The following is a 20,214-nucleotide window of genomic DNA, read 5'->3' on the forward strand; positions in this document are numbered from 1 at the left end:
AGCCCACCGCTATATGACGGGTGCCGAGACGTGTCAGTACAAATACTCCATGAACCGCCTCCGTTGGCCGCTCCTGATCGCGGTCGTCTGCCTGCCGCTGGCGCTGATCGTCTACGGCGTCCGCATCCCCGGCCTCGGGCCGTCGAACTACGCCGCCCCGATGCCGGTCCCGGACGGCGACCGCGAGATCGCGTTCTTCAACACCACCACCAGCGGCGCGAACTGGGAGCGGTTCGTGGCCGGTGTCCGCCGGGCCGCGGCCGGGCTGCCCGGCGTTTCCGTCGATGACTCGGCCGCGTTCCTCGACCAGACGACGGCTGTGCCGGAGGTCGTCGTCGGGATGCACGGCCGGCCCGGCAAGCTCCGGTTCCGGTGGTACAAGCTGAGCGGCGACCACCCGCCCGCGTACTGGTGCAAGCTCCTCGGCGAGCGGCAACCCGCGCCGCTGGCCGTCATCGGCGGCGGCAGCAGCGACCGCGCCCGCGACATGGCCCTCGCCCTCGCCGGGCAGACGGAGTGGAAAGGTCAGCGGCCGATCTTCTTCATCACGAACGCGACGGCCGAGAAGGTCTACACCGGCCTCGACGACGCGAACGACAAGGACGCGGCCGTCGGCCAGACGACGGACCTGCTCCGCATCTACGAAGGCCGGTCGTTTCGGTTCTGCTTCAACAACCGGCAGATGGCGGAAGCGATCCTCGACTTCGTGTGGGAATCGCCGACGCTCCGGCCCCGACTCCTCAGCGATGACGTGAAGCTCGCCGTCGCGTCCGGGGCGCTGGCCGCCGCCGACCCGCCGATCAAGCCGACCGTCTTCTACGTGGACTGGGACGACGACCCGTACTCCGCCGACCTGATCGGCCAGTTCCGCGAACTCCTGTACTCGCCGGCCGGCCCCAAGCCGACGCCGACGCTCTCCGGGTGGCAGGTCCCGTTCAGCGTCGGCGGATACTACAACCCGAACCGCCGGGAGGAGGAAGTCGCCGACGCGATGCTCAAGGAACTGCACATGCTGCCGCCGCAGCGGTCGCTGTTGCTCATCCCGACGGTTTCTTCCCCGGCTCGGCGGCTGATCCGGACGCTCGCCGGGGCGTCGCCGGGCCTCGGGCGGAAGGTCGTCGCGATCAACGGCGACGGCATGGGCGTGAACACCATCCTGCGGGACGGCGAGTTCGCGTGGCCGGTCCGGTCGCTGACCGTGCCGCTCATCCTGTTCGCGCACAACAACCCGGTCGGGTGGGACGAGGGGCCGACGCCGGACGGCGGCTATCGGCTTGAGCCGCCGAACGGCACCGACGACGTGCTGCACTTCGCGGACATGGTGAAGACGCTCGCCCGCGGCACGTTCGGTGACGGCGAGCTGGCGTCCGGCGGGGACGTCCTGGCGAAGCGGATTCGCGGCCTGCAACCGGCGATCTTCGACGAATCCGGCAACCGCGTCGGCGGGCGGAACGAGTACGTCTGCGTCGTGCTTCCGAAGGACGGGGAAGAGGCCGGGCTGCCGGAGGGCGTTCTCGAAGTGTGGCGGTCCACCCGCCGCCGCGGGTGGCAACTCGTCCGGACGCGGGCACTGAGTCAGACGATGACGGGGGTGCGGCCGTGACGCTCTCGCCCTCCACGACCGCGGCCATCGCGCTCCCGGCGAAGCGGGCCGTGTGGAAGTACGTGGGCGGCCTCGCACCGGTCGTCGTGCTGTGGGCCGTCCTCGTCGGCTGGCTCGTGAGTTTGCTCTACGACCGCGCGACATGGTCCGAGGAAGCCGACCGGGCGACGATCCGCGAGTGGATCGACGAGTCGCGGAACTTCCGCAAGACGCTCCCCGAACTGGTGAAGGAGTACGTCCGCATCCGCGACGACGACCCGGACGGCACGGACGACCCCCGCCGCCAGGAGACGAAGCGGGCGGAAGTGCTGGAGCACATGCGGTCGCTCGTCGAGCCGACGCGGGCCTACGTGAACCAGCTCCCGCTGTTCCCAGAGATTTACCGGCTGGAGGTCGATCTCGGCCCGCCGACCGGGTCCAAGAATGCGGACCGTGACGTGCTGTCGTGGGTGTCCACCGTGCCGAAGCCCACGCGACAGAACAGCGACCGGCTGGATGTGTTGGAATATGCCCCGTTCGGCGACGGCCGCGCCACGATCCGCTGTGAGTACCGGCTGCACGCCTTTAACAAGCTGCAACGGCTGGAACAGGAGCGGCAGCGGATGTCGCTTCTCGCCGGCGCGCTCTTATTGACTGCTACGGCGTTGGCCGCCTTGTTCGTCATCCGTTTCCTTCGCCGCGAACGACAGCGCGAGGTCGCCCGGCTGACGGCGATTGCCGAGGCGGAACACCGCGAGATCGAATTGCTCCAGGCCCAGCACCGCGAGGACGAGGCCGCCCGGATTCAGTCGCAACTTCAGGCCCAACTCCTCGGTAAGCAACTCGAAACCGCCGACCTGCAACGGCGGGCGATGGAGGCCGAGAAGACGACGCTCGAAATGAAGTCGCAGCTCTACGCCAGCATCGGGATCATGGCCGGCAGCTACGCGCACAACATCAAGAACCTCCTCGTCCGGCCGAACGACCTACTCTCGCGGTGCATCGAGGTCAATGGGCTGTCGAACGAGCAGGAGGGGATGCTGCACGAGGTGAGGTCCACGCTCGGAACGGTGACCGAGCGGCTGCAACAGATATTGAAGACCGTCCGCCGCGACCCGTCGAACGCCGAGGTAACGACGCTCGACCTGGCCGCGCTGGTCCGCGACTCGGTCAACACCTGGGCGGACATGGGGCGGGACAAGTGGAAGCTGAAGCTGACCGCCGACGTGCCGGCGGAACCAGTCTGCATCACCGGCGACAGTTCGCACCTTCAGCAGGCGATCGAGAATTTAATTTTCAACGCCCGCGACGCGACGTTCGAGATGCGAAACCACCTGCGGGAGGACGCCCGCGTCGCCCCATCCGACGACCGCAAGCAGAAGCTGCTCGCCGCCGCCGGGTGGAAGGGCGAGATTGCCCTCATCGTGAAGCGAATCGAAGGGCGCGTGATTCTCGAAGTCCGCGACAACGGCGTCGGCATGACGGAGGAGGTTCGCAAGAAGTGCCTCCAGCCGCACTACACGACGAAGCGGGACAACGCCCTGTACGAGGGCTACAGCGCGGGCATGGGCCTGGGCCTCTCGTTCGTGGCGATGGTACTGGAACACCACCACGCGCAGCTCAACATCGAGTCCGCCGTGCGACACGGGACGACGTTCCGGGTGGTGTTTCCCGCGGCATAGTAGTAGGCACACTCCGTGTGCCGTCTCCTCGGCGTGTCGGCGAGTTCTCGGAAGTCGCTGCGACCGACAGGAGACGGCACACGGAGTGTGCCTACTACTATGGACACCGCCCGCCCGTCTTTGCCACAATCCACGGATGAAGCTCACGCAATTACTCGCCCCCGGCGGCGACCTCGCGGTTCGGATGCCGCACTTCGAGGCCCGGCCGCAACAGGTCGAGATGGCCGAGGCGGTCGCGGCCGCGCTCAAGAAGAACCAGAAAATGATGGTCGAGGCCGGCACCGGCGTCGGCAAGAGCTTCGCGTACCTGCTCCCGGCCGTCGCCGCCGTCGCGGACCGCAAGGACTACCGCGTCGTCGTCTCGACGCACACCATCGCCCTGCAAAACCAACTCATCGAGAAGGACATCCCGTTCCTGCAGCAGGCGCTACCGTTCGACTTCCGCCCGGTCCTGGTGAAGGGCCGCGGGAACTACGTCAGCCTCCGGCGGCTCAAGGTGGCGCAGCAGCGGATGGGTACGCTGTTCGCCGACCCGGTCGCGGTGCAACAACTCCAGACCATCGGCAAGTGGTCCCGGAAGACCGCCGACGGCACGCGGTCCGACCTGCCGTTGCAGCCGTTCCCGAGCGTCTGGGATTCGGTCGAGTCCGAGAGCGGCAACTGCCTCGGCCGTGTCTGCCCGAACCACGCCGAGTGCTTCTATTACAAGGCCCGCAAGGCCGTGTACGGGGCGAACCTGCTCGTCGTGAACCACGCGCTGTTCTTCAGCGACCTCGCGCTGCGGCGGCAGGGAGCGGGGCTGCTCCCGGACTACCAAGCCGTCATCTTCGACGAGGCCCACACGCTCGAAGACGTGGCGGCCGACCACCTGGGCTTGCAGGTGTCGCAGGGCGGCGTCGAGTACCTGTTGAACCAAATCCTCACGCCGCGCGGCAACCGCGGCGTCCTCGCCGCCCACGGCGATGCGGCCAGCTTCGTGCAACTCGACAACGCCCGGCAGGCGGCCGAGCGGTTCTTCGGCTCCGTCCACGAGTGGCACCAACTGCAAGGCCGCACGAACGGCCGCGTGCGGACGGCCGGGATCGTGCCGGACGCGCTATCCGAGGAGTTGGACAAGCTCGCGTCCGTGCTGTCCGCCATCGCGAACAAGCTGTCGGCGGAAGACGAGAAGATCGAACTGACCAGCCGCTCCACGCGGCTGGCGGCGCTCGCGAACACGGTCCGCCAGTGGCTCGCGCAGTCGCTCGGCGGGCAGGTCTACTGGGTTGAGGTAAAGACGACGATGGGTCGGCCGCGAGTGTCGCTCGCCAGCGCCCCCATCGAGGTCGGGCAGGCGCTCAAGGAGCAGCTTTACGACAAGGTTCCCGCCGTCGTGCTGACGAGCGCCACGCTCAGCGCCGGCGGGAAGGAAGGCTTCGCCCACGTCCAGCACCGACTCGGCCTGGACGACGCCGACACGCTGCAACTCGGCAGCCCGTTCGACTACAAGAAGCAGGTCCAACTGCACCTCTTTCAAAACACGATGCCGGACCCGGCCGGGCGGAGCGCGGAGTTCGAGGAGCAAGTCATCGCGAAGCTGCCGGAGTACCTCGCGAAGACGGAGGGCCGGGCGTTCGTGCTGTTCACGAGCTACACGTTCCTGAACCGGGCCGCCGACCGGCTGCGGCCGTGGGCGGCGAAGCACGGGTACGCCCTGTTCTGCCAGGGCGAGGGGATGCCGGCCGGGAAGATGTTGGAGCAGTTCCGCACGACGCCGCGGGCGGTGCTGTTCGGCGTGGACAGCTTCTGGCAGGGGGTGGACGTGCGGGGCGAGGCGCTGTCGAACGTGGTCATCACGAAGCTGCCGTTCGCCGTGCCGGACCGCCCGCTGACGGAGGCCCGCCTCGAAGCGATCCAGGCGGACGGCGGCAACCCGTTCATGGCGTACCAGGTCCCGCAGGCGGCGATCAAGTTGAAGCAGGGCTTCGGCCGCCTGATCCGCACCGCGACCGACCGCGGCCTCGTCGTGCTGTTCGACCCGCGGGTGCTGACGAAGCCGTATGGGAAGCAGTTCCTCGACGCGCTGCCGGAGTGTGAAATGTTTGTCGATGGCGTCCCGACCGGGACGGGGGCGTCACGTTCACCCGCCGCCCGTGTTTCCCGATCGCGCCATTGATTTCGCCACCTCGCCCAGGAACCCGACGGCCCGTTCGCCGCCGAGGAAGCCGACGAGCGCGGGGACGCCGACAAACAGGCCGAGCAACCAAAGGCCGACGGGCGAGGCCATCATCGCGCCGAATCGCATGCAATACAGGTAGCCGAAGAGAAACCCCATGGTGCCGCAGAAGCTGCCGTACACCGTCGAGCGGGCGAGCCAGTTCTTCAGCGACCACGGCTGGGACGATCGACCGGTACGTCGGGGGACGCGAATCTCTTCGCCGCAGGGGCAAGTAAAGTGTCGGAAGCGTTCGGCGTCGGGCTTTCGCCAGTAGCGGTTGCAGAACCAACAGCGGAATTGAATCATCGGGGAACCCTCCGATTGCAAGAGGGTTCGTCTGAATCGCGGGGGGATTTGAGATGCGACTCCGTCTAAACGCGACGTGGAGGCTTTGCGTAACGGACCGCGGGCGTCCAGAGTTCGGCTTCCAAACGCGGCGGGCGAGGAACTTAGACTTCCGAAGTCCGGCTTCGACTTCGGAAGTCGATCCCGCGCGGGGACGGATGCCAAGTCAAGTAGTTGGGCATTGCCCACCGGTGTCGGCGACCGCCTCCGACACCGGTGGGCAATGCCCACCCTACGAAACGACGGGGCGTCGTTGCCGGTTCGACTTCCGAAGTCGAAGCCGGACTTCGGAAGTCGGGCCTCCTAAGCCCTCCTGACTCCCAACTGAATCAACTTCCCCGTGTGGTTCGCCCGGTCGCCGGTCCACTTCCCGACCTTGCCGCCGCCGCCGTTCACGCCGTCGGCGAGGCCACGCGTCAGGACATACCAGCAGAAATAACAGTGGTTGCTCGTCGCCCCCGGCAGGGCGTCCGGGTCACGCGCCAGAATTTCGTCGCGGATCGCCGTCAGCCCCTTGCGGAACACCGTGCCGACGTAGGGGTGCTTCCGGGCGTTGCGGATGATCTCCTCCACCGTGTCCGTGTGGACGTTGCCGATGGTGAGCTGGTCCAGGTCGCTGGCGAAGCCGCAGCACGGCTTCACCTCGCCCTTCGGGTTCACGATCAGCGCCTGCCCCGGCCCCTCGCAGTAGTCCTCCTGGAACCACGTCCCGTCCCACGGGTCGGCCCCGCCGAGGCCCTCGGCCCGCTCGACCGTCGCCAAATGGTTCCAGTTCAGCGTCATCGTGAAGTCGTCGCTGACCAGCAGGTAGTGCTTCAACAGGTCCGACCACTCGATTACCGCGTCGAGTTCCTTCGCCAGCCGCTGGATCGGTTCGAGGCCCTTGTCCGGCGACTTGCTCGCGTAGCTCAGCGACAGGATCGTGTCGCGGGCGAACACCTTGCGGGCCACCCGGCAGTACTCGGCGAGCTTGGCGATGTCCATGCCGTGGAACTTGTCCACGCTCAGGCCGAGCTTGCCGCTGAACCCGGCTTCGCGGAGCTTCGTCAGCACGCGGGTCAAGTGCTTCGCGTCCGTGTGCCAGACGCCGTTGGACATGAGCTTGTCGAACCGGAAGCCCAACTCCGCGGCCCGCTTCGTCAGCGCGATCACGAACTCCGGGTACAGGAACGGCTCGCCGCCGGTGAAGCCGAGGACTTCGATCCCGGCTTCGTGGGCCTGTTCGAGGAACCGGAGGGCCGTCGGGATGTCGAGCCGGTCGGTCCACTCGATCGGCACGCAACAGTGCGGGCACGACAGGTTGCACTGGTACGTTCCGGCGAACGACAGGTAGTTCGGCCGGAACGTGCGGGTCCGGCGGGCGACGGGGCGGCCCGGCTCGCGGGCGGTCGGCGGGGTTACGTTCTGAGTGCTCATTGCTTTCAAGAGGCTTCCCGGTGCGGGGAACTGCCACGGCCATCAACGGCGAGCGTCACGGCGTGAGCGTGACGTGCCTACGAATCGCGGCGACCGGCTTCGTGGAACCCTGAGCGGAAGCGACGGGGTGAAGGCGCTCCACCCCGGTCGCTTCCGCTCAGGGTTCCACAAGACACGACATCCGGCCGCGGCCCGGCACGTGACACGTCACGCTCACGCCGTGACGCTCGCCGTTGCGACGGCAACCGGCCGCGGCTGCGAGGCGTTCGGAATCATTCCGCGTGTAACGGTCGTGTCACTTGAGTAATATAGGACGCCCCGCGGCCCGAACGGGTTAGACACGGCCCGGCGTTTCGTCATAATGGCAAGTGAGGTTCCCACGCCCCTCGATAACCTCTGGCGATTCTGCCGACCCTGACGGCGGTGAGTTTTCCCGGCGGCACGAATTCTCCTCGCGGGTTGTTTGGCGAACGGGCGGAACCTTTATCATCCGTACCAGTCGTTCCTCCAGGAAATGACTCCCATGCGCACGGCCACGCTCCGCACCCTCGCCGGCTCGCTCTCGGTCGCCGCCCTCGCCGCGCTGGTTTCCGTCGCGCCGTCGCACGGGCAGGTCGCCCCGATTGCCGCGCCCGACGCGCCGGAGGGGGCCAAGAAGGAGAAGAACGCGCCGCTGGAAGTCATGATCTTCCCGTCCGACCGCGACGCCAAGAACATGATCAAGGCCGTCAACGATTACCTCGAAGAGTTCAAGGAGAAGAAGGAGAAGGCCCCCTGGGACAAGATTTGCTTCGCCGCCCAGCAGGTCCTCGACGCGAAGAGCGACTCCTTCTACGAGGCGAAGACGGAAGACGGCAAGGTCCAGCGGATCAGCGCGAAGGCGGAGGCGAATCGGCTCATCGGCCGGTTCCCGCAGGAAGGCAAGCAGTTCTACCAGCTCACGTTCGGCGGCACGGCCGACGGCCTGCTCAACGACGCCGTCGGCAAGAACTACGACCGCACCGTCCTCGCCGAGGTGTCGCAGCGGTACTTCCACACGAAGGCCGGGGCGCAGGCCGCCCTGCTGCTCGCCGGGCTACACCTGGACCGCGGGAACTACGTCGAGAGCGCGTACTCGTTCGAGCGGCTGCTCGACCGCAAGGACGCCGAGGAGTTCTTCACCCCGCTCACCACGTTCAAGGCCATCGTCGCGCTCCAGCGGGCCGGGCAGTCGGCGGATAAGGTGAAGAAGCTGACCGACCAACTGGAGAAGAAGTACCCCCGCGACGGCCTCAAGATCGGCCGGCGGACGTACTCGTTCGACGACCTCAAGGACGAACTCGCGAAGTCGCCGGAGACGCTGTTCGGCAAGGTCGGCGACGCCTACGTGACGATGCGGCTGGGGAACGCCTCGCACACCGGCGTCGGCGACGGCGGCGCGCCGTTCCTCGACCCGGCGTACACCCGGTCGATGACCACCCGCACCGAGGACTTCCAGGAAGGGGCGGCGTGGATCCAGCAGAACCTCACGGACGTGGTCAAGGGCGTCCGGGCGACCGGCAGCCAGCAGGTCGTCGCCATCCCCGGCTTCTTCCCGGTGTCCGCCCAGAACCTCGTGTTCGTGCGGACCTACGACGGCATCTTCGCTTACGTCACGAAGGACGGGTTCTCCAACCACGGCAAGCCGGCGAAGGCCGGCGACCTGTACTGGTACGCCGACGCGAAGGGGGCGCTCGCGGCCATCATGTCCGCGGACAACAACGCGGACGCGAAGGCCCGGTTCCAGCAGTACAAGGACAGCCACAAACTCAAGACGATCCTGTTCGACAACCCGCTCGTCGGGTCGATGACGCACGACGGGCAGAACGTGTACGCGGTGGACGACACGGCCCTCCCGTCGCCGCCGGCCGTGTACGACCCGAACATGGGGTTCATGCCGGTCAACCCCGGCGCGGGCGGGCAGATGGGCGTGGACAAGCTGTTCGCCGAGGGGAACCGGCTCGTCGCGCTCAACATGCTCACCGGCAACCTCGCGTGGCAACTCGGCAACGCCGTCTCCGTCCCGGCCATGACCGAGGAGGAAGAGGACAAGACGGACAACCCGCTGTTGCTCATGGCCAACGCCTTCTTCGTCGGGCCGCCGCTGCCGGTCAACGGCAAACTGTACGTGCTGTTCGAGAAGAACGGCCGGATGCGGCTGGCCTGCCTCGACCCGCTCAAGGTGAAGCACTACCAACTTCCGAACGGCAAGCCGAGCGACAAGGCCCCGGAACTCGTCTGGTCGCAACGGCTCGGCGAGCCGAACATGAAGCTCCCGCTGGACAGCGTCCGCCGGTTCCAGTGCTCGTACCTGGCGTACTCCGAGGGCGTCATGATCTGCCCGACGAACGCCGGCGCCGTCGTGGCCGTGGACGTGATGTCCCGTAGCCTCCTGTGGGCGCGGTCGTACCGCAGCCTCGAACAGCCGGCGGCCGGGCAAGAAAACATGGGCGGCCGCCGGTTCGTCCGCGGCGGGCAGCCGCCGAACACCGGCCTGTCGGCCCTGGCCGCGGACCACTACCGGGCAGCGGCCCCCGTCGTCTCGAACGGCCGGGTCGTGTTCACCGCGTTCGACTCGAAGAGCATCGACTGCCTCGACCTCCGGACCGGCGACCTCCTCTGGACCGAACCCCAGCGGGCGGGCGACCTGTACGTCGGCGGCGTGGTCGCGGACAAGGTCGTCGTCGTCGGGAAGGAGTTCGTCCGGGCGATCAACCTCGTCGGCAAGCCCCGCGAGAAGGCCGGGCCGACCGGCAAGGAGGACACCGTCATGGCGTGGCGGGACCTCCGCGTCGGCACGCCGGCCGGGCACGGCGTCGTCAGCAAGGGCGGCGTGTACTACCTGCCGTTGGCCAACAGCCCGGACGGCGACCGGCCGGAAATCTGGGCGATCAACGTCGCGAAGGGGACGGTCACGGCGAAGGCCGCGTACCGCAAGAAGGCCGAGGCCGACGGCCCGCCGGTCATGCTCGGCAACCTCGCCTTCCACGAGGGGCAGCTCCTCGCCCAGTCGCCGCTCGAGCTGGCCGTCTTCCCGCTCACCGGGCTGAAGAAGGCGGAGATGGACAAGCTGCTCGCGGCGAACCCGAAGGACCCGGTCGGCCTCGTCGCCCGCGGCGAGATCAGCATGGACAACGGCGAGATCGCCGCCGCCATCGCCGACTTCAAGGAGGCGGCGAAGAACAACCCGCCGGAGGACGCGCAGCGGCGGCTCCGCGAGAAGTTGTATGCGGCCTACACGGAACTGCTCCGCAAGGACTTCACCGCCGGCGAGTCGTTCCTCGACGAGTACAAGGGGCTGACCGAGGTGAAGGTCGATTCCGACGACCCGAAGGTCAAGCAACAGCAGATCGACGAGGGGTTCAACCGCAGAAAGACGTTCCTCGAACTCATGGCCAACGGCCGGCGACAGCAGAAGCGGCTGGCCGAGGCGTTCGACCATTACGTCGAGATTTCAAAGCTCGGCGACAACAAGCAGCTCATCTCCATCGGGTCCGAGACGAACGGCCAGACCCGGCCGGACGTGTGGGCGCGGGGGCAAATCTCCGCGATGATCGAGGAAGCCACCGACCCGGCCGTCCGCAAGCCGCTCGAGGACCGGGTGGCGAAGGAGTGGGCGGCCGTTCAGAAGGGGGCCGACCCGAAGGCGCTCGCGGAGTTCGTCCGGGCGTTCGGCGACCACTTCGCCGTCGGCCGCGAGGCGCAGCTGGCCCTCGCCGAGAAGAAGCTGGCCGCGAACAACGACGACGACGCCCGCGAGGCGCAGGCCCTGCTCCTGAAGGTCTGGGCGACCGCGCCGGAGAAGCGGATCGTCGCCCGCGCGATTGAGACGCTCGCCCGGCTGATGACCCGCCGCGGCATGATGGACGACGCCGTCGCCCTGTACGCGAAGCTCGGCGAGGAGTACCCGGACGTTTCCATCCGCGACGGCAAGACCGGGGCCGACTTCCTCAACGACCTGCTCACCGACAAGCGGCTCCTGCCGTACCTGGAGCCGATGCGGATCCCGACGCCGGACCGGGTGAAGGTGAACGAGGTCCGCGGTGGCGCGGCCGGCGGGTACAACACGATCACCGTCGAGCCGGACGGGGCGGAAACCAACGCGTTCTACCAGCGGCACCGGCTCATGCTCATGCCGAACAACGCCGGCGACGGGACGTGGGCGCTGAAGGTGTACGACCGCTCGACGAACCAGGAGAAGGCGACGTTCCCGCGGCTGCGGTTCTACGCCCAGACCGGCGTGCCGCAGCACCGGATCGCCCAGGCGCACGGCAACTTGCTGCTCGTCCACACCGGCCTCATGGTCCACTGCTTCGACCTGGCCGAGAAGAAGCAGCTGTGGGAGTTCAACCCGCTCGGCGACCTGAAGCTCGACCCGAACCGGAACAACTACTACGACGGCAACCCGATCCCGGAGATGGACGTGACGGTCCCGCTCGGCCAGGACGGGACGAAGCTCGGCGTCGGCCGGGCCACCGTGCTGGAGGCGAACGTCGCCTGCGTCGTCTGGAAGGACGGCCTCATCGGCCTCGACCCGATGACCGGGGCGAAGCTCTGGTCCCGCACCAACGTCGGGTCGAATTCCGTCGTGTTCGGCGACTCGCAGCACGTCTTCGTGGTCGAGAAGAATAACGAGAACCGGCCGACCCGGTCCCGCGCGTTCCGGGCGGCGGACGGCAAGCCGGTGGACACCGCCCCGGACTGTAGCGGCCTCGTGACCGGCGACGCGCTCGTCCGGTTCGTCGGCCGCCACCTCCTCGTGACGGACGTGAAGGAGAAGCAGCGACACCTCCGGCTGTACGACCCGCTGACCGGCCAGGACGTGTGGTCGAAGGGGTACCCGGCGGACGCGGCCGTGTTGCACTCGCACCTGCCCGAAGTCACGGGGGCGATCAAGGCGGACGGGGCGTTCGAGGTCCTCGCCATCAAGACCGGCAAGCCGGTGTTCGCCGGGCAAATCGACAAGGGGAACGCGGCCGACCACGCGAAGGACCTGGTGAAGCCGGTGCTGCTCGGCGACGGCGAGCGGTTCTACCTCGTGCTGAACAAGGCCGGGAACGCCAACGCCGGGCGGAACTACAACTACATGTACCTGAAGTTCCTGCCGGTCAACGGCGCGGTCTACTGCTTCGACCGCGCGTCCGGCACCCGCCTCTGGTACACGGACAAGCTGTTCCTGAACCAGCACCTGTTGATCGACCGGTTCGCCGACGTGCCCGCCCTCGTGGCCGGCACGCAGATGCAGTCGGACGACGGCACGGGCCAGTGGATCTACCGCGTCATCGTCCTGGACAAGGCGAACGGCCGGCTGCGGTACTACCGGAACCTCAGCCAGAACGGGTACTTCTACTCGCTGGTGACGGACCCGAAGAACGCGACGGCGAAGGTCATCCGCGGCGACATGTACTGGGAGATCAGCCCGGACGACGGGAAGGCCCCGGCCGGCGAGCGGAAGGTGAACGCCGCCGTGCCGAGTACGCCGACCAGCGGCCCGGCGTCGCCGGTTCCGCCGCCGGTAGCCGTGCCGAAAAAATGACGTGAGAGTTTGCCGGGTGGGTCGTCTACGTAGGATGGGTGATTCCGTGCGGAGGAAGATCGCGTGAAACGCCGCCACTTTCTGACGAGCCTGCTGTCGCTGCCGGCGGGGTTCTCGGCGCTCGCGGCCGCGGCCGACGACCCGAAGAAGAAGCTCGACATCGAGCCGGTCGTCGAGAAGGGGTTGGAGTGGCTGAAGCGGAACCAGCAGTCCGACGGCCGGTGGGAGGCGCAGGGTGGGGCGTACCCCGGCGCGATGTCCGGCATGGCGGGCATGGCCCTGCTCATGGAGGGCAGCACGCTCCGCGAGGGGAAGTACAGCGACCAGCTGGTGAAGGCGGTGAAGTGGTTCACCGACCGCGTCCAGGGCAACGGCCTGCTCGGCAACCCGCTCAACGCCGCCGAGCGCGACCGGTACATCTACGGCCACGGGTTCGGCCTCTTGTTCCTGGCGAGCGTGTACGGCGAGGAGGACGACGAGGACCGCCGCAAGAAGCTCGAACAGGTCATCAAGCGGGCCGTCGATTTCTCCTGCAAGGCGCAGACGGACAAGGGCGGGTGGGGCTACGTCAGCGCCCTGGAGGGGGGCAACTTCGACGAAGGCTCCACGACGATCACGCAGCTGCAGGCCCTCCGCGCGGCCCGGAACGCGGGCATCGCCGTGCCGAAGAAGACGATCGACAACGCCGTCGAGTACCTGCGGAAGTGCACGACGCCCCGCGGCGGCGTCATCTACAACCTGTCCGGCAGCGGGATCGCCGCGGCTGGCCAGGAGCGGCCGCCGATCACGGCCGCCGCCGTCGCGTGCGCGTTCAGCTCGGGGCAGTACAACGACGAGTACGCCAAGAAGTGGATTCAATACTGCAAGGAACACATCCCGATCGCGTCCGGCCGGCTGGCGCACGACGAGTACCAGAGCTATTACCTGGCACAGGCCATCTACGTCCTCGGCGAGGACCGGTATGCCGAGATGTTCCCGAAGTCGGCCGCGAACGACCGCTGGCAGTGGAGCAAGTACCGGGACGTGATGTACGAGTACCTGAAGTCCCAACAGGCCGCGGACGGCAGCTGGTCCGGCGGCTACATCGGCCCGGTAATGTCCACGTCCGTGAACCTGTGCATCCTGCAACTGGAGAAGGGCGTCCTTCCCATTTACCACCGCTGACCCCTGCCCCTTCACCGCCCCGACCCGGTGCCCCATGACCCGCACCCTCGCACTCGCGTTCGCGGCCCTGGCCGTCGGCCCGGCCGCCGCCGCCGACCCGCGGCCCAAGACGGACATCGAGCCGGTCGTGGCGAAGGCGCTCGAGTACCTGAAGCGGACCCAGCAGGCCGACGGCCACTGGGAGGCCCAGGGCGGGGCGTACCCGAGCGCCATGACCGGCGTGGCGGGCATGGCGCTCCTCATGGAGGGCAGCACCCTCCGCGAGGGGAAGTACAGCGACCAGCTGGTGAAGGCCGTGCAGTGGTTCACGACGCACGCCCAGCCGAACGGCCTGCTCTGCAAGCGGGGGGCGCACAACTCGTACATCCACTGCCACGGGTACGGCCTCTTGTTCCTGGCGAGCGTGTACGGGGAGGAGGACGACGAGGACCGCCGCAAGAAGCTCGAACAGATTCTGAAGCGGGCGGTGGACTTCTCGTGCAAGGCCCAGACGGACCAGGGCGGGTGGGGGTACGTTAGCGCCATCGAGGGGAACAACTTCGACGAAGGGTCCACGACCGTGACGCAGCTCCAGGGGCTGCGGGCCGCCCGGAACGCGGGGATAGCCGTGCCGAAGAAGACGATCGACAACTCGGTCGAGTACCTCCGCAAATGCACGACCCCGCGGGGCGGGCTGATCTACAACCTCGGCCGCGGCCGCGTCGCCGCCGCCGGGCAGGAGCGGCCGGCCATCACGGCCGCCGCCGTCGCGTGCGCGTTCAGCGCCGGGCAGTACAACGACGAGTACGCGAAGCGGTGGATCCAGTACTGCAAGGAAAACATCCCCGTCGCCGCCGGCCGCGTCGCCCACGACGAGTACCAGAACTACTACCTCTCCCAAGCCATCTACGTCCTCGGCGAGGACCGGTACGCCGAGATGTTCCCGAAGGCGGCGGCGGCCGACCAGTGGAAGTGGTCCGCGTACCGCGACACGATGTACGACTACCTGAAGGCGAACCAGGCGGCGGACGGCAGTTGGGCCGGCCACGGCTGGGGCGCGGGCCAGGTGTACGCGACCGCCGTGAACCTCACCATCCTCCAGTTGGACAAGGGCGTCCTCCCGATTTACCACCGCTAACCCCGGAACCCGTGACCATGAGCGTCGAACCGACCGAAGTGAAAATGGACTCCGCCGACCTCGCGGCCATCAAGAAGCTACAATCGGCCTACCAGGACCTGAAGCGGCAGCTCGGCCGCGTCATCGTCGGGCAGGACGAGGTCATCGAGCAACTGCTCATCGTCCTGTTCACCCGCGGCCACTGCATGCTGGAGGGCGTGCCGGGCCTCGCGAAGACGCTCATGATCTCGTCGCTGGCGAAGTGCCTGTCGCTGGACTTCAGCCGCATCCAGTTCACCCCGGACCTGATGCCGGCGGACATCACCGGGACGGACTTCATCGAGAAGAACCCGGTCACCGGCGGCGTGGACCTGAAGTTCCGCCCCGGCCCGCTGTTCGCCAACATGGTGCTGGCGGACGAAATCAACCGGACCCCGCCGCGGACGCAGGCGGCGCTCCTGGAAGCCATGCAGGAGCGGCAAGTCTCCGTCGGCCGGGTGCGGCACAAGCTCGCCAACCCGTTCTTCGTCCTCGCGACGCAGAACCCGATCGAGCAGGAAGGGACGTACCCGCTCCCCGAGGCGCAGCTCGACCGGTTCATGTTCAAGGTGTTCGTCGGCTACCCGACGGCCGCGGAGGAGTTCGAGATCGCGAAGCGGACGACCTCGACCCAGGTGGACGAGATCGCCCCGGTACTGACCGGCGAGCAAATCCTCGACCTCCAGCAGCTCGTCCGCAAGGTTCCGGTGTCGGACCACATCATCCGGTACACCCTGGCGCTCGTCCGGCAGACGCGGCTGGGCGAAGGCTCGTCGCCGAAGTTCATCAAGGAGTGGCTGTCCTGGGGGGCCGGCCCGCGGGCGGTGCAGAACCTGATCCTGTCGGCTAAGGCCCGCGCCCTGCTCTACGGCCGGCCGCACGTCACGACCGAGGACATCCAGAAACTCGCCCACCCGGTCATGCGGCACCGCATCCTGACGAACTTCACGGCCGCGTCCGAGGGCGTCACGACGGACAAGGTGATCGCGAAAATTCTCGAGGAGACGCCGAGCAAGGAGGGCGAACTCGAGCGGGACGAGCGGTTCAAGAAGATGTTCACGCCGGTGTAAGCCCCCGACTTCCGAAGTCCGGCTTCGACTTCGGAAGTCGATCACAGGAGTGACGTTTTTTTTCAATGTTCAGGGCGTTGGTTCCCCTGGACTTCCGAAGTCGAAGCCGGACTTCGGAAGTCGGGTTCCCGTGATTTGCCTTCCACAGTTGGGCACAATGGCAGCCAAAGACGACGACCCCCGGCGGTTCCTGGACCCGCGGACCATCGCCCGCATCTCGCAGCTCGACCTGCGGGCGAAGCAGGCCGTGTCCGGGTTCATCTCCGGGATGCACAAAAGTCCGTTCTTCGGCCAGTCGGTCGCGTTCGTCCAGCACCGGGAGTACGTCCCCGGCGACGACATCCGGCACATCGACTGGAAGGTCTGGTCCCGGTCCGACCGGTTCTACCTCAAGCAGTTTGAGGCGGAAACGAACCTCCGCTGCACGCTCGTCGTGGACACGAGCGAGTCGATGGTCTACGGCAACGGGGCGATGAACAAGTACGAGTACGCCTGCACCGCCGCCGCGTGCCTGGCGTACCTGACGGTGAAGCAGCAGGACTCGGTCGGCCTCGTCAGCTACGGCTGGGACGTGAACCAAGTCATCCCCGCCCGCAGCGCCCAGAACCAGATCGACGCCGTGGCGAAGACGCTCGACCTGAGCCGGCCGCGGGAGAAGACGGACGTGCTGAAGGCGATGCGGCGGATCGCCGAGAGCACGCCGTCGCGGGGCCTCGTCGTCCTGTTCTCGGACCTGCTGACCGACCGCGAGCCGATCTTCAAGGGGCTGGAGATGCTCCGCCATCGGCGGCACGACGTGATGGTGTTCCACGTGATGGACGACGACGAACTGACGTTCCCGTTCGGCGGGATGACGCGGTTCGAGGGGATGGAGGAGCTGCCGAACCTACTATGCGACCCGAAGGCGCTGCGGGAAGGCTACCTGGAAGTGTTGGAAGAGTACCTGACGGAGGTTCGCCGCGGCTGCTCGCGGATGGGGGTGGACTACACGCTCGTCCGGACCAGCGACTACCTGGACGCGGTGCTGTCGCGGTTCCTGTTCCAGCGGATGGCGAACAAGGGCAGCCCGGCGCGACGGTGATTTGTAGGGCGGGTCAAGGCTTTGCGCCGACCCGCCGTGGCGACTGAGACCGACGGCGGGTCGGCGCAAAGCCTTGACCCGCCCTACAAGAAACGACCCAGAGACCGACTCGATGCTCGAGATGTTCCTGAACCCGTGGTCGATGATGGCCGGCGCGGCGCTCGTCAGCGTGCCGATCATCATCCACCTCATCAACCGGATGCGGTTCAAGCGGGTCCGCTGGGCGGCCATGGAGTTCATCCTCAAGGCCCAGAAGCGGATGAAGAAGAAGCTGATCTTCCAGCAGCTTCTCCTCCTGTTCCTCCGCTGCCTGATGGTGTTCCTCGCCGGCCTCCTGTTCGGTCGGTTCTTGGGCTTCAACCCGCTCGACGGCCGGGAGACCCGCACCACGTCGCACGTCGTCATCCTCGACGACTCGCCGAGCATGGCCGACTTCTTCCGCGGTGACGACGGCCAGCTGACCGACGCCTTCGGCGAGGCGAAGAAGGTGCTGGTCGAGCAGATCGCCCCGGCCGCATCGCAAGCGACCACGCCGCAGACGCTCGACGTGATGATGCTGTCCACGCCGGCCACGCCCCGCAACTTTGGCCGGATCAACAACACGTCCATCGAGGAGGTGAAGTCGTACCTGAACGGGTTTACGCCGTCGCCGGTCCGTGGGTCGCTGGTGGACGCGCTCCAGCGGGCGAAGAAGGCGCTCGACGAGCAGACCGGGGCCGAGGTGTCGCAGGTCGTCCACGTGCTCAGCGACTTCCGCTCGACCGACTGGGAACAGGACGGCGAGAAGATCAAGACGGCCATCGGCGACCTGACCACCGCGCGGGTGAAGGTGCATCTGGTGGACGTGGCCCACCCGTTCCGCAAGGACGAGAAGCGGCCGCCGTTGCACCACGACAACGTGAGCGTCGTCGAGCTGAAGCCGGCGAAGCTCGTGACCGCCCGGTACGAGGCCCTCGAGTTCACGCTGCGGGTCCGCAACAACGGCGCGACGGAGCTGAAGGACGTGCGGTTCCCGATCTCCGTCAACGGCGACGACAAGAAGGGGCAGTCGGTCCAGTTCCAGACGCTGCCGGGGAATGCCGAGAAATCGTTGACCTTCACTTTAAACCTCGACATCGTTGGCACGCCGGAGAAGCCGCTCGACCGGTTCAGCCTCGTCACCGCCCGGATGGAAGCTGCGGAACCCGGCGGGTTGGTCCTCGACAACGCCCGGCACGCGATCGTCGAGGTCCGCGACCGGCTGCCAATGCTCGTCGTGGACGGCCGCCCGGCGATGCGGGACAAGCGGGAGGGCGACGGCTTCTACCTCCAGCGGCTGTTCACCGACGCCATCGGCGGGTTCAAGTGGGTTCCTGGGAGCCTGAAAGACTTGGAAGGCGACCTGCGGCAATACACCTGCGTGATGCTGCTCAACGTGCCGGCCGTGCCGGAGGCGGCGGTGAAGAACCTGGAAGCCTACGTCCGCGACGGCGGCGGCCTCGGCGTCTTCCTCGGCCCGGACGTGAAGCCGGCCGATTACAACAAACTCCTTTACGCGGACGGCAACGGCCTGTTCCCGGTCCCGTTGCCGGAGCAGCCCAGTCCCGTCGTGCCGGAGGAGGTCAAGATCGTCCGCCGGTTCTCGCCGACGAAGAAGATTCTGTTGAAGGACCGATCCCTTAAGACCCACCAAGCCATCGCGTCGCTCTACAACGACGACCGCGGTCAGCCGCTCAAGGACGACGAGTTGGAGCGGTTCTTCCGGTTCGTGTACATCGACCGGTACTGGCCGGTGAAGCGGATCGGCAAGTGGCGGGAGGATCGGTCGGTCGCGGAACTGTACTGCATGCCGAACGAGTCGCCGATGGGCGAGTACGACAAGCCGGTCATCGACTTCCTCACGAAGCTGCCGGTGGACGAGCCGAAGTACGCGAAGTACAAGCCGCAACTCGATGACTTGAAAGCCAAGCTCCGCGCGAAGGCCCTGTCGTCCGACCCGCTGTACGAACTAGCGGCGCTGTTCGACCAACTGCTCGCCGACCAGCGGGCGGAGGGCAGCCCGGCCGAGGCGACGCTCCGCGAGTTCTGGTCGCTGCCGGAGATCGCCGACCTGCGGGCCGAGGCCGCACGGCTCCGCGACTTAGTGAAGTTCGGCGACCCGCTCTACTTCGCGAAGGCGTTCGGCAAGGGTCGGGTGACGGCCATCACGACGACCGCCGGGGAGACGTGGACCGACTGGGCGTCCGCCCCACCGGGTAACACGTCGTTCCCGCCGATCATGACGATCATGGAACGCTACCTGTCCGGCGGCACCGCGGAGGCGAACCTCTCAGTCGGCGAGGCGCTCGCGCTGAAGTTCGACGCGGCCCGGTACAAGCCGACGGTCGGCCGGGCGTTCCTCGGGTTCGACGCGCTGAAGGACGCCGGCGGGCAGCGGGCGGCCGCGGCCGTCGCCCCGGTGGACCTGAAGGAGCAGACGATGAACACGACCGCCGGGCAGCACGAGTTCGCGTTCGCGGACTCGCAGAAGCCGGGCGGCTACCTGTTCACGTTCTCGCAGATCAAGGCCCAGAGCGCCGGGTCGGACGCGACGGAGCTGCCGGAGTACGTGGCGGCGGCGTTCAACGTGGACGCCGCCCGCGAGGGCGACCTGCGGCGGTACGGCCGGGACGACGTCCTCGGCAACGCACCGGGGGCGGAGCTGCACTCGGCCGGCGACGCCGGCTGGGTGGACCTGCTGAAGAACAAGAAGTCCGACTGGACGGAAGCGGGCTGGATCTTCCTGGTGCTGTTGCTCGTGCTGATGGCCGAGAGCGCGCTGGCGGTGAAGCTGAGCCACCACAGCACGGCCGGCACGCTCGACCACGCCGCCCCGTCCGTGGCGGCGATGTTCAACCGCACCGCCGCGAACCCCGCCCCGCCGACGGCGGCGTGACGGGCATTTGTAGGGTGGTGGGGGGGGGGGGGGGGGGGCCGGGGGGGGGGGGGGGGGGGGGGGGGGGGGGGGGG

At 67.5% G+C, this 20,214-nt stretch carries 11 protein-coding genes; 9 read left to right on the forward strand and 2 right to left on the reverse strand.

Going from position 1 to position 20,214, the window contains the following annotated elements; genetic code table 11:
- Positions 1–49 precede the first annotated feature (49 nt).
- From AC5JJ2_RS03850 to AC5JJ2_RS03860, 3 genes are all read left to right on the forward strand, one after another.
- Positions 50–1,603, forward strand: coding sequence for a hypothetical protein (locus AC5JJ2_RS03850; protein WP_495856636.1), 1,554 nt, complete (start codon positions 50–52; stop codon positions 1,601–1,603).
- Positions 1,600–3,264 carry a sensor histidine kinase gene (locus AC5JJ2_RS03855; protein ID WP_495856637.1) on the forward strand — a complete coding sequence of 555 codons (1,665 nt, stop codon included), beginning with the start codon at positions 1,600–1,602 and terminating at the stop codon, positions 3,262–3,264. Before AC5JJ2_RS03850 ends, AC5JJ2_RS03855 begins: the two co-directional genes overlap by 4 nt.
- A gap of 136 nt (positions 3,265–3,400) precedes the next feature.
- A complete protein-coding gene (locus AC5JJ2_RS03860) occupies positions 3,401–5,419 on the forward strand; it encodes an ATP-dependent DNA helicase (protein WP_495856638.1) in 2,019 nt (672 codons plus the stop codon).
- On the opposite strand, the gene AC5JJ2_RS03865 is transcribed toward AC5JJ2_RS03860, so the two are convergent.
- Positions 5,384–5,767, reverse strand: coding sequence for a hypothetical protein (locus AC5JJ2_RS03865; RefSeq protein ID WP_495856639.1), 384 nt, complete (start codon positions 5,765–5,767; stop codon positions 5,384–5,386). The two genes, AC5JJ2_RS03860 and AC5JJ2_RS03865, sit on opposite strands and share 36 nt — an antisense overlap.
- Before the next feature lie 342 nt (positions 5,768–6,109).
- Positions 6,110–7,222, reverse strand: coding sequence for a radical SAM protein (locus AC5JJ2_RS03870; RefSeq protein ID WP_495856640.1), 1,113 nt, complete (start codon positions 7,220–7,222; stop codon positions 6,110–6,112).
- A gap of 523 nt (positions 7,223–7,745) precedes the next feature.
- On the opposite strand from AC5JJ2_RS03870, the gene AC5JJ2_RS03875 reads away from it, so the two are divergent.
- From AC5JJ2_RS03875 to AC5JJ2_RS03900, 6 genes are all read left to right on the forward strand, one after another.
- Positions 7,746–12,776, forward strand: a complete 5,031-nt coding sequence (locus AC5JJ2_RS03875; RefSeq protein WP_495856641.1) for an outer membrane protein assembly factor BamB family protein — start codon at positions 7,746–7,748, stop codon at positions 12,774–12,776.
- Between the two features lie 63 nt (positions 12,777–12,839).
- A complete protein-coding gene (locus AC5JJ2_RS03880; protein ID WP_495856642.1) occupies positions 12,840–13,940 on the forward strand; it encodes a prenyltransferase/squalene oxidase repeat-containing protein in 1,101 nt (366 codons plus the stop codon).
- A gap of 34 nt (positions 13,941–13,974) precedes the next feature.
- The gene (locus tag AC5JJ2_RS03885; RefSeq protein ID WP_495856643.1) at positions 13,975–15,057 is read left to right on the forward strand and encodes a prenyltransferase/squalene oxidase repeat-containing protein; all 1,083 of its coding nucleotides are present in this window, start codon (positions 13,975–13,977) and stop codon (positions 15,055–15,057) included.
- Positions 15,058–15,101: 44 nt separating this feature from the next.
- Positions 15,102–16,145 (forward strand): AAA family ATPase, encoded by a 1,044-nt coding sequence (locus AC5JJ2_RS03890; protein WP_495856644.1) that lies wholly within the window; start codon positions 15,102–15,104, stop codon positions 16,143–16,145.
- 157 nt (positions 16,146–16,302) lie between these two features.
- Entirely contained in the window at positions 16,303–17,226 is a 924-nt protein-coding gene (locus AC5JJ2_RS03895; RefSeq protein ID WP_495856645.1) for a DUF58 domain-containing protein, read from the forward strand.
- A gap of 112 nt (positions 17,227–17,338) precedes the next feature.
- The gene (locus AC5JJ2_RS03900; protein ID WP_495856646.1) at positions 17,339–20,140 is read left to right on the forward strand and encodes a BatA domain-containing protein; all 2,802 of its coding nucleotides are present in this window, start codon (positions 17,339–17,341) and stop codon (positions 20,138–20,140) included.
- Positions 20,141–20,214 lie beyond the last annotated feature (74 nt).

Source organism: Limnoglobus sp. (assembly GCF_059499385.1).

Coding starts and splice junctions, on each gene's coding strand:
- AC5JJ2_RS03865 (WP_495856639.1), bottom strand. CDS start 5,767: ATGATTCAATTCCGCTGTTGGTTCTGCAACCGCTACTGGCGAAAGCCC.
- AC5JJ2_RS03870 (WP_495856640.1), bottom strand. CDS start 7,222: ATGAGCACTCAGAACGTAACCCCGCCGACCGCCCGCGAGCCGGGCCGC.
- AC5JJ2_RS03860 (WP_495856638.1), top strand. CDS start 3,401: ATGAAGCTCACGCAATTACTCGCCCCCGGCGGCGACCTCGCGGTTCGG.
- AC5JJ2_RS03890 (WP_495856644.1), top strand. CDS start 15,102: ATGGACTCCGCCGACCTCGCGGCCATCAAGAAGCTACAATCGGCCTAC.
- AC5JJ2_RS03850 (WP_495856636.1), top strand. CDS start 50: ATGAACCGCCTCCGTTGGCCGCTCCTGATCGCGGTCGTCTGCCTGCCG.
- AC5JJ2_RS03885 (WP_495856643.1), top strand. CDS start 13,975: ATGACCCGCACCCTCGCACTCGCGTTCGCGGCCCTGGCCGTCGGCCCG.
- AC5JJ2_RS03900 (WP_495856646.1), top strand. CDS start 17,339: ATGCTCGAGATGTTCCTGAACCCGTGGTCGATGATGGCCGGCGCGGCG.
- AC5JJ2_RS03895 (WP_495856645.1), top strand. CDS start 16,303: ATGGCAGCCAAAGACGACGACCCCCGGCGGTTCCTGGACCCGCGGACC.
- AC5JJ2_RS03875 (WP_495856641.1), top strand. CDS start 7,746: ATGCGCACGGCCACGCTCCGCACCCTCGCCGGCTCGCTCTCGGTCGCC.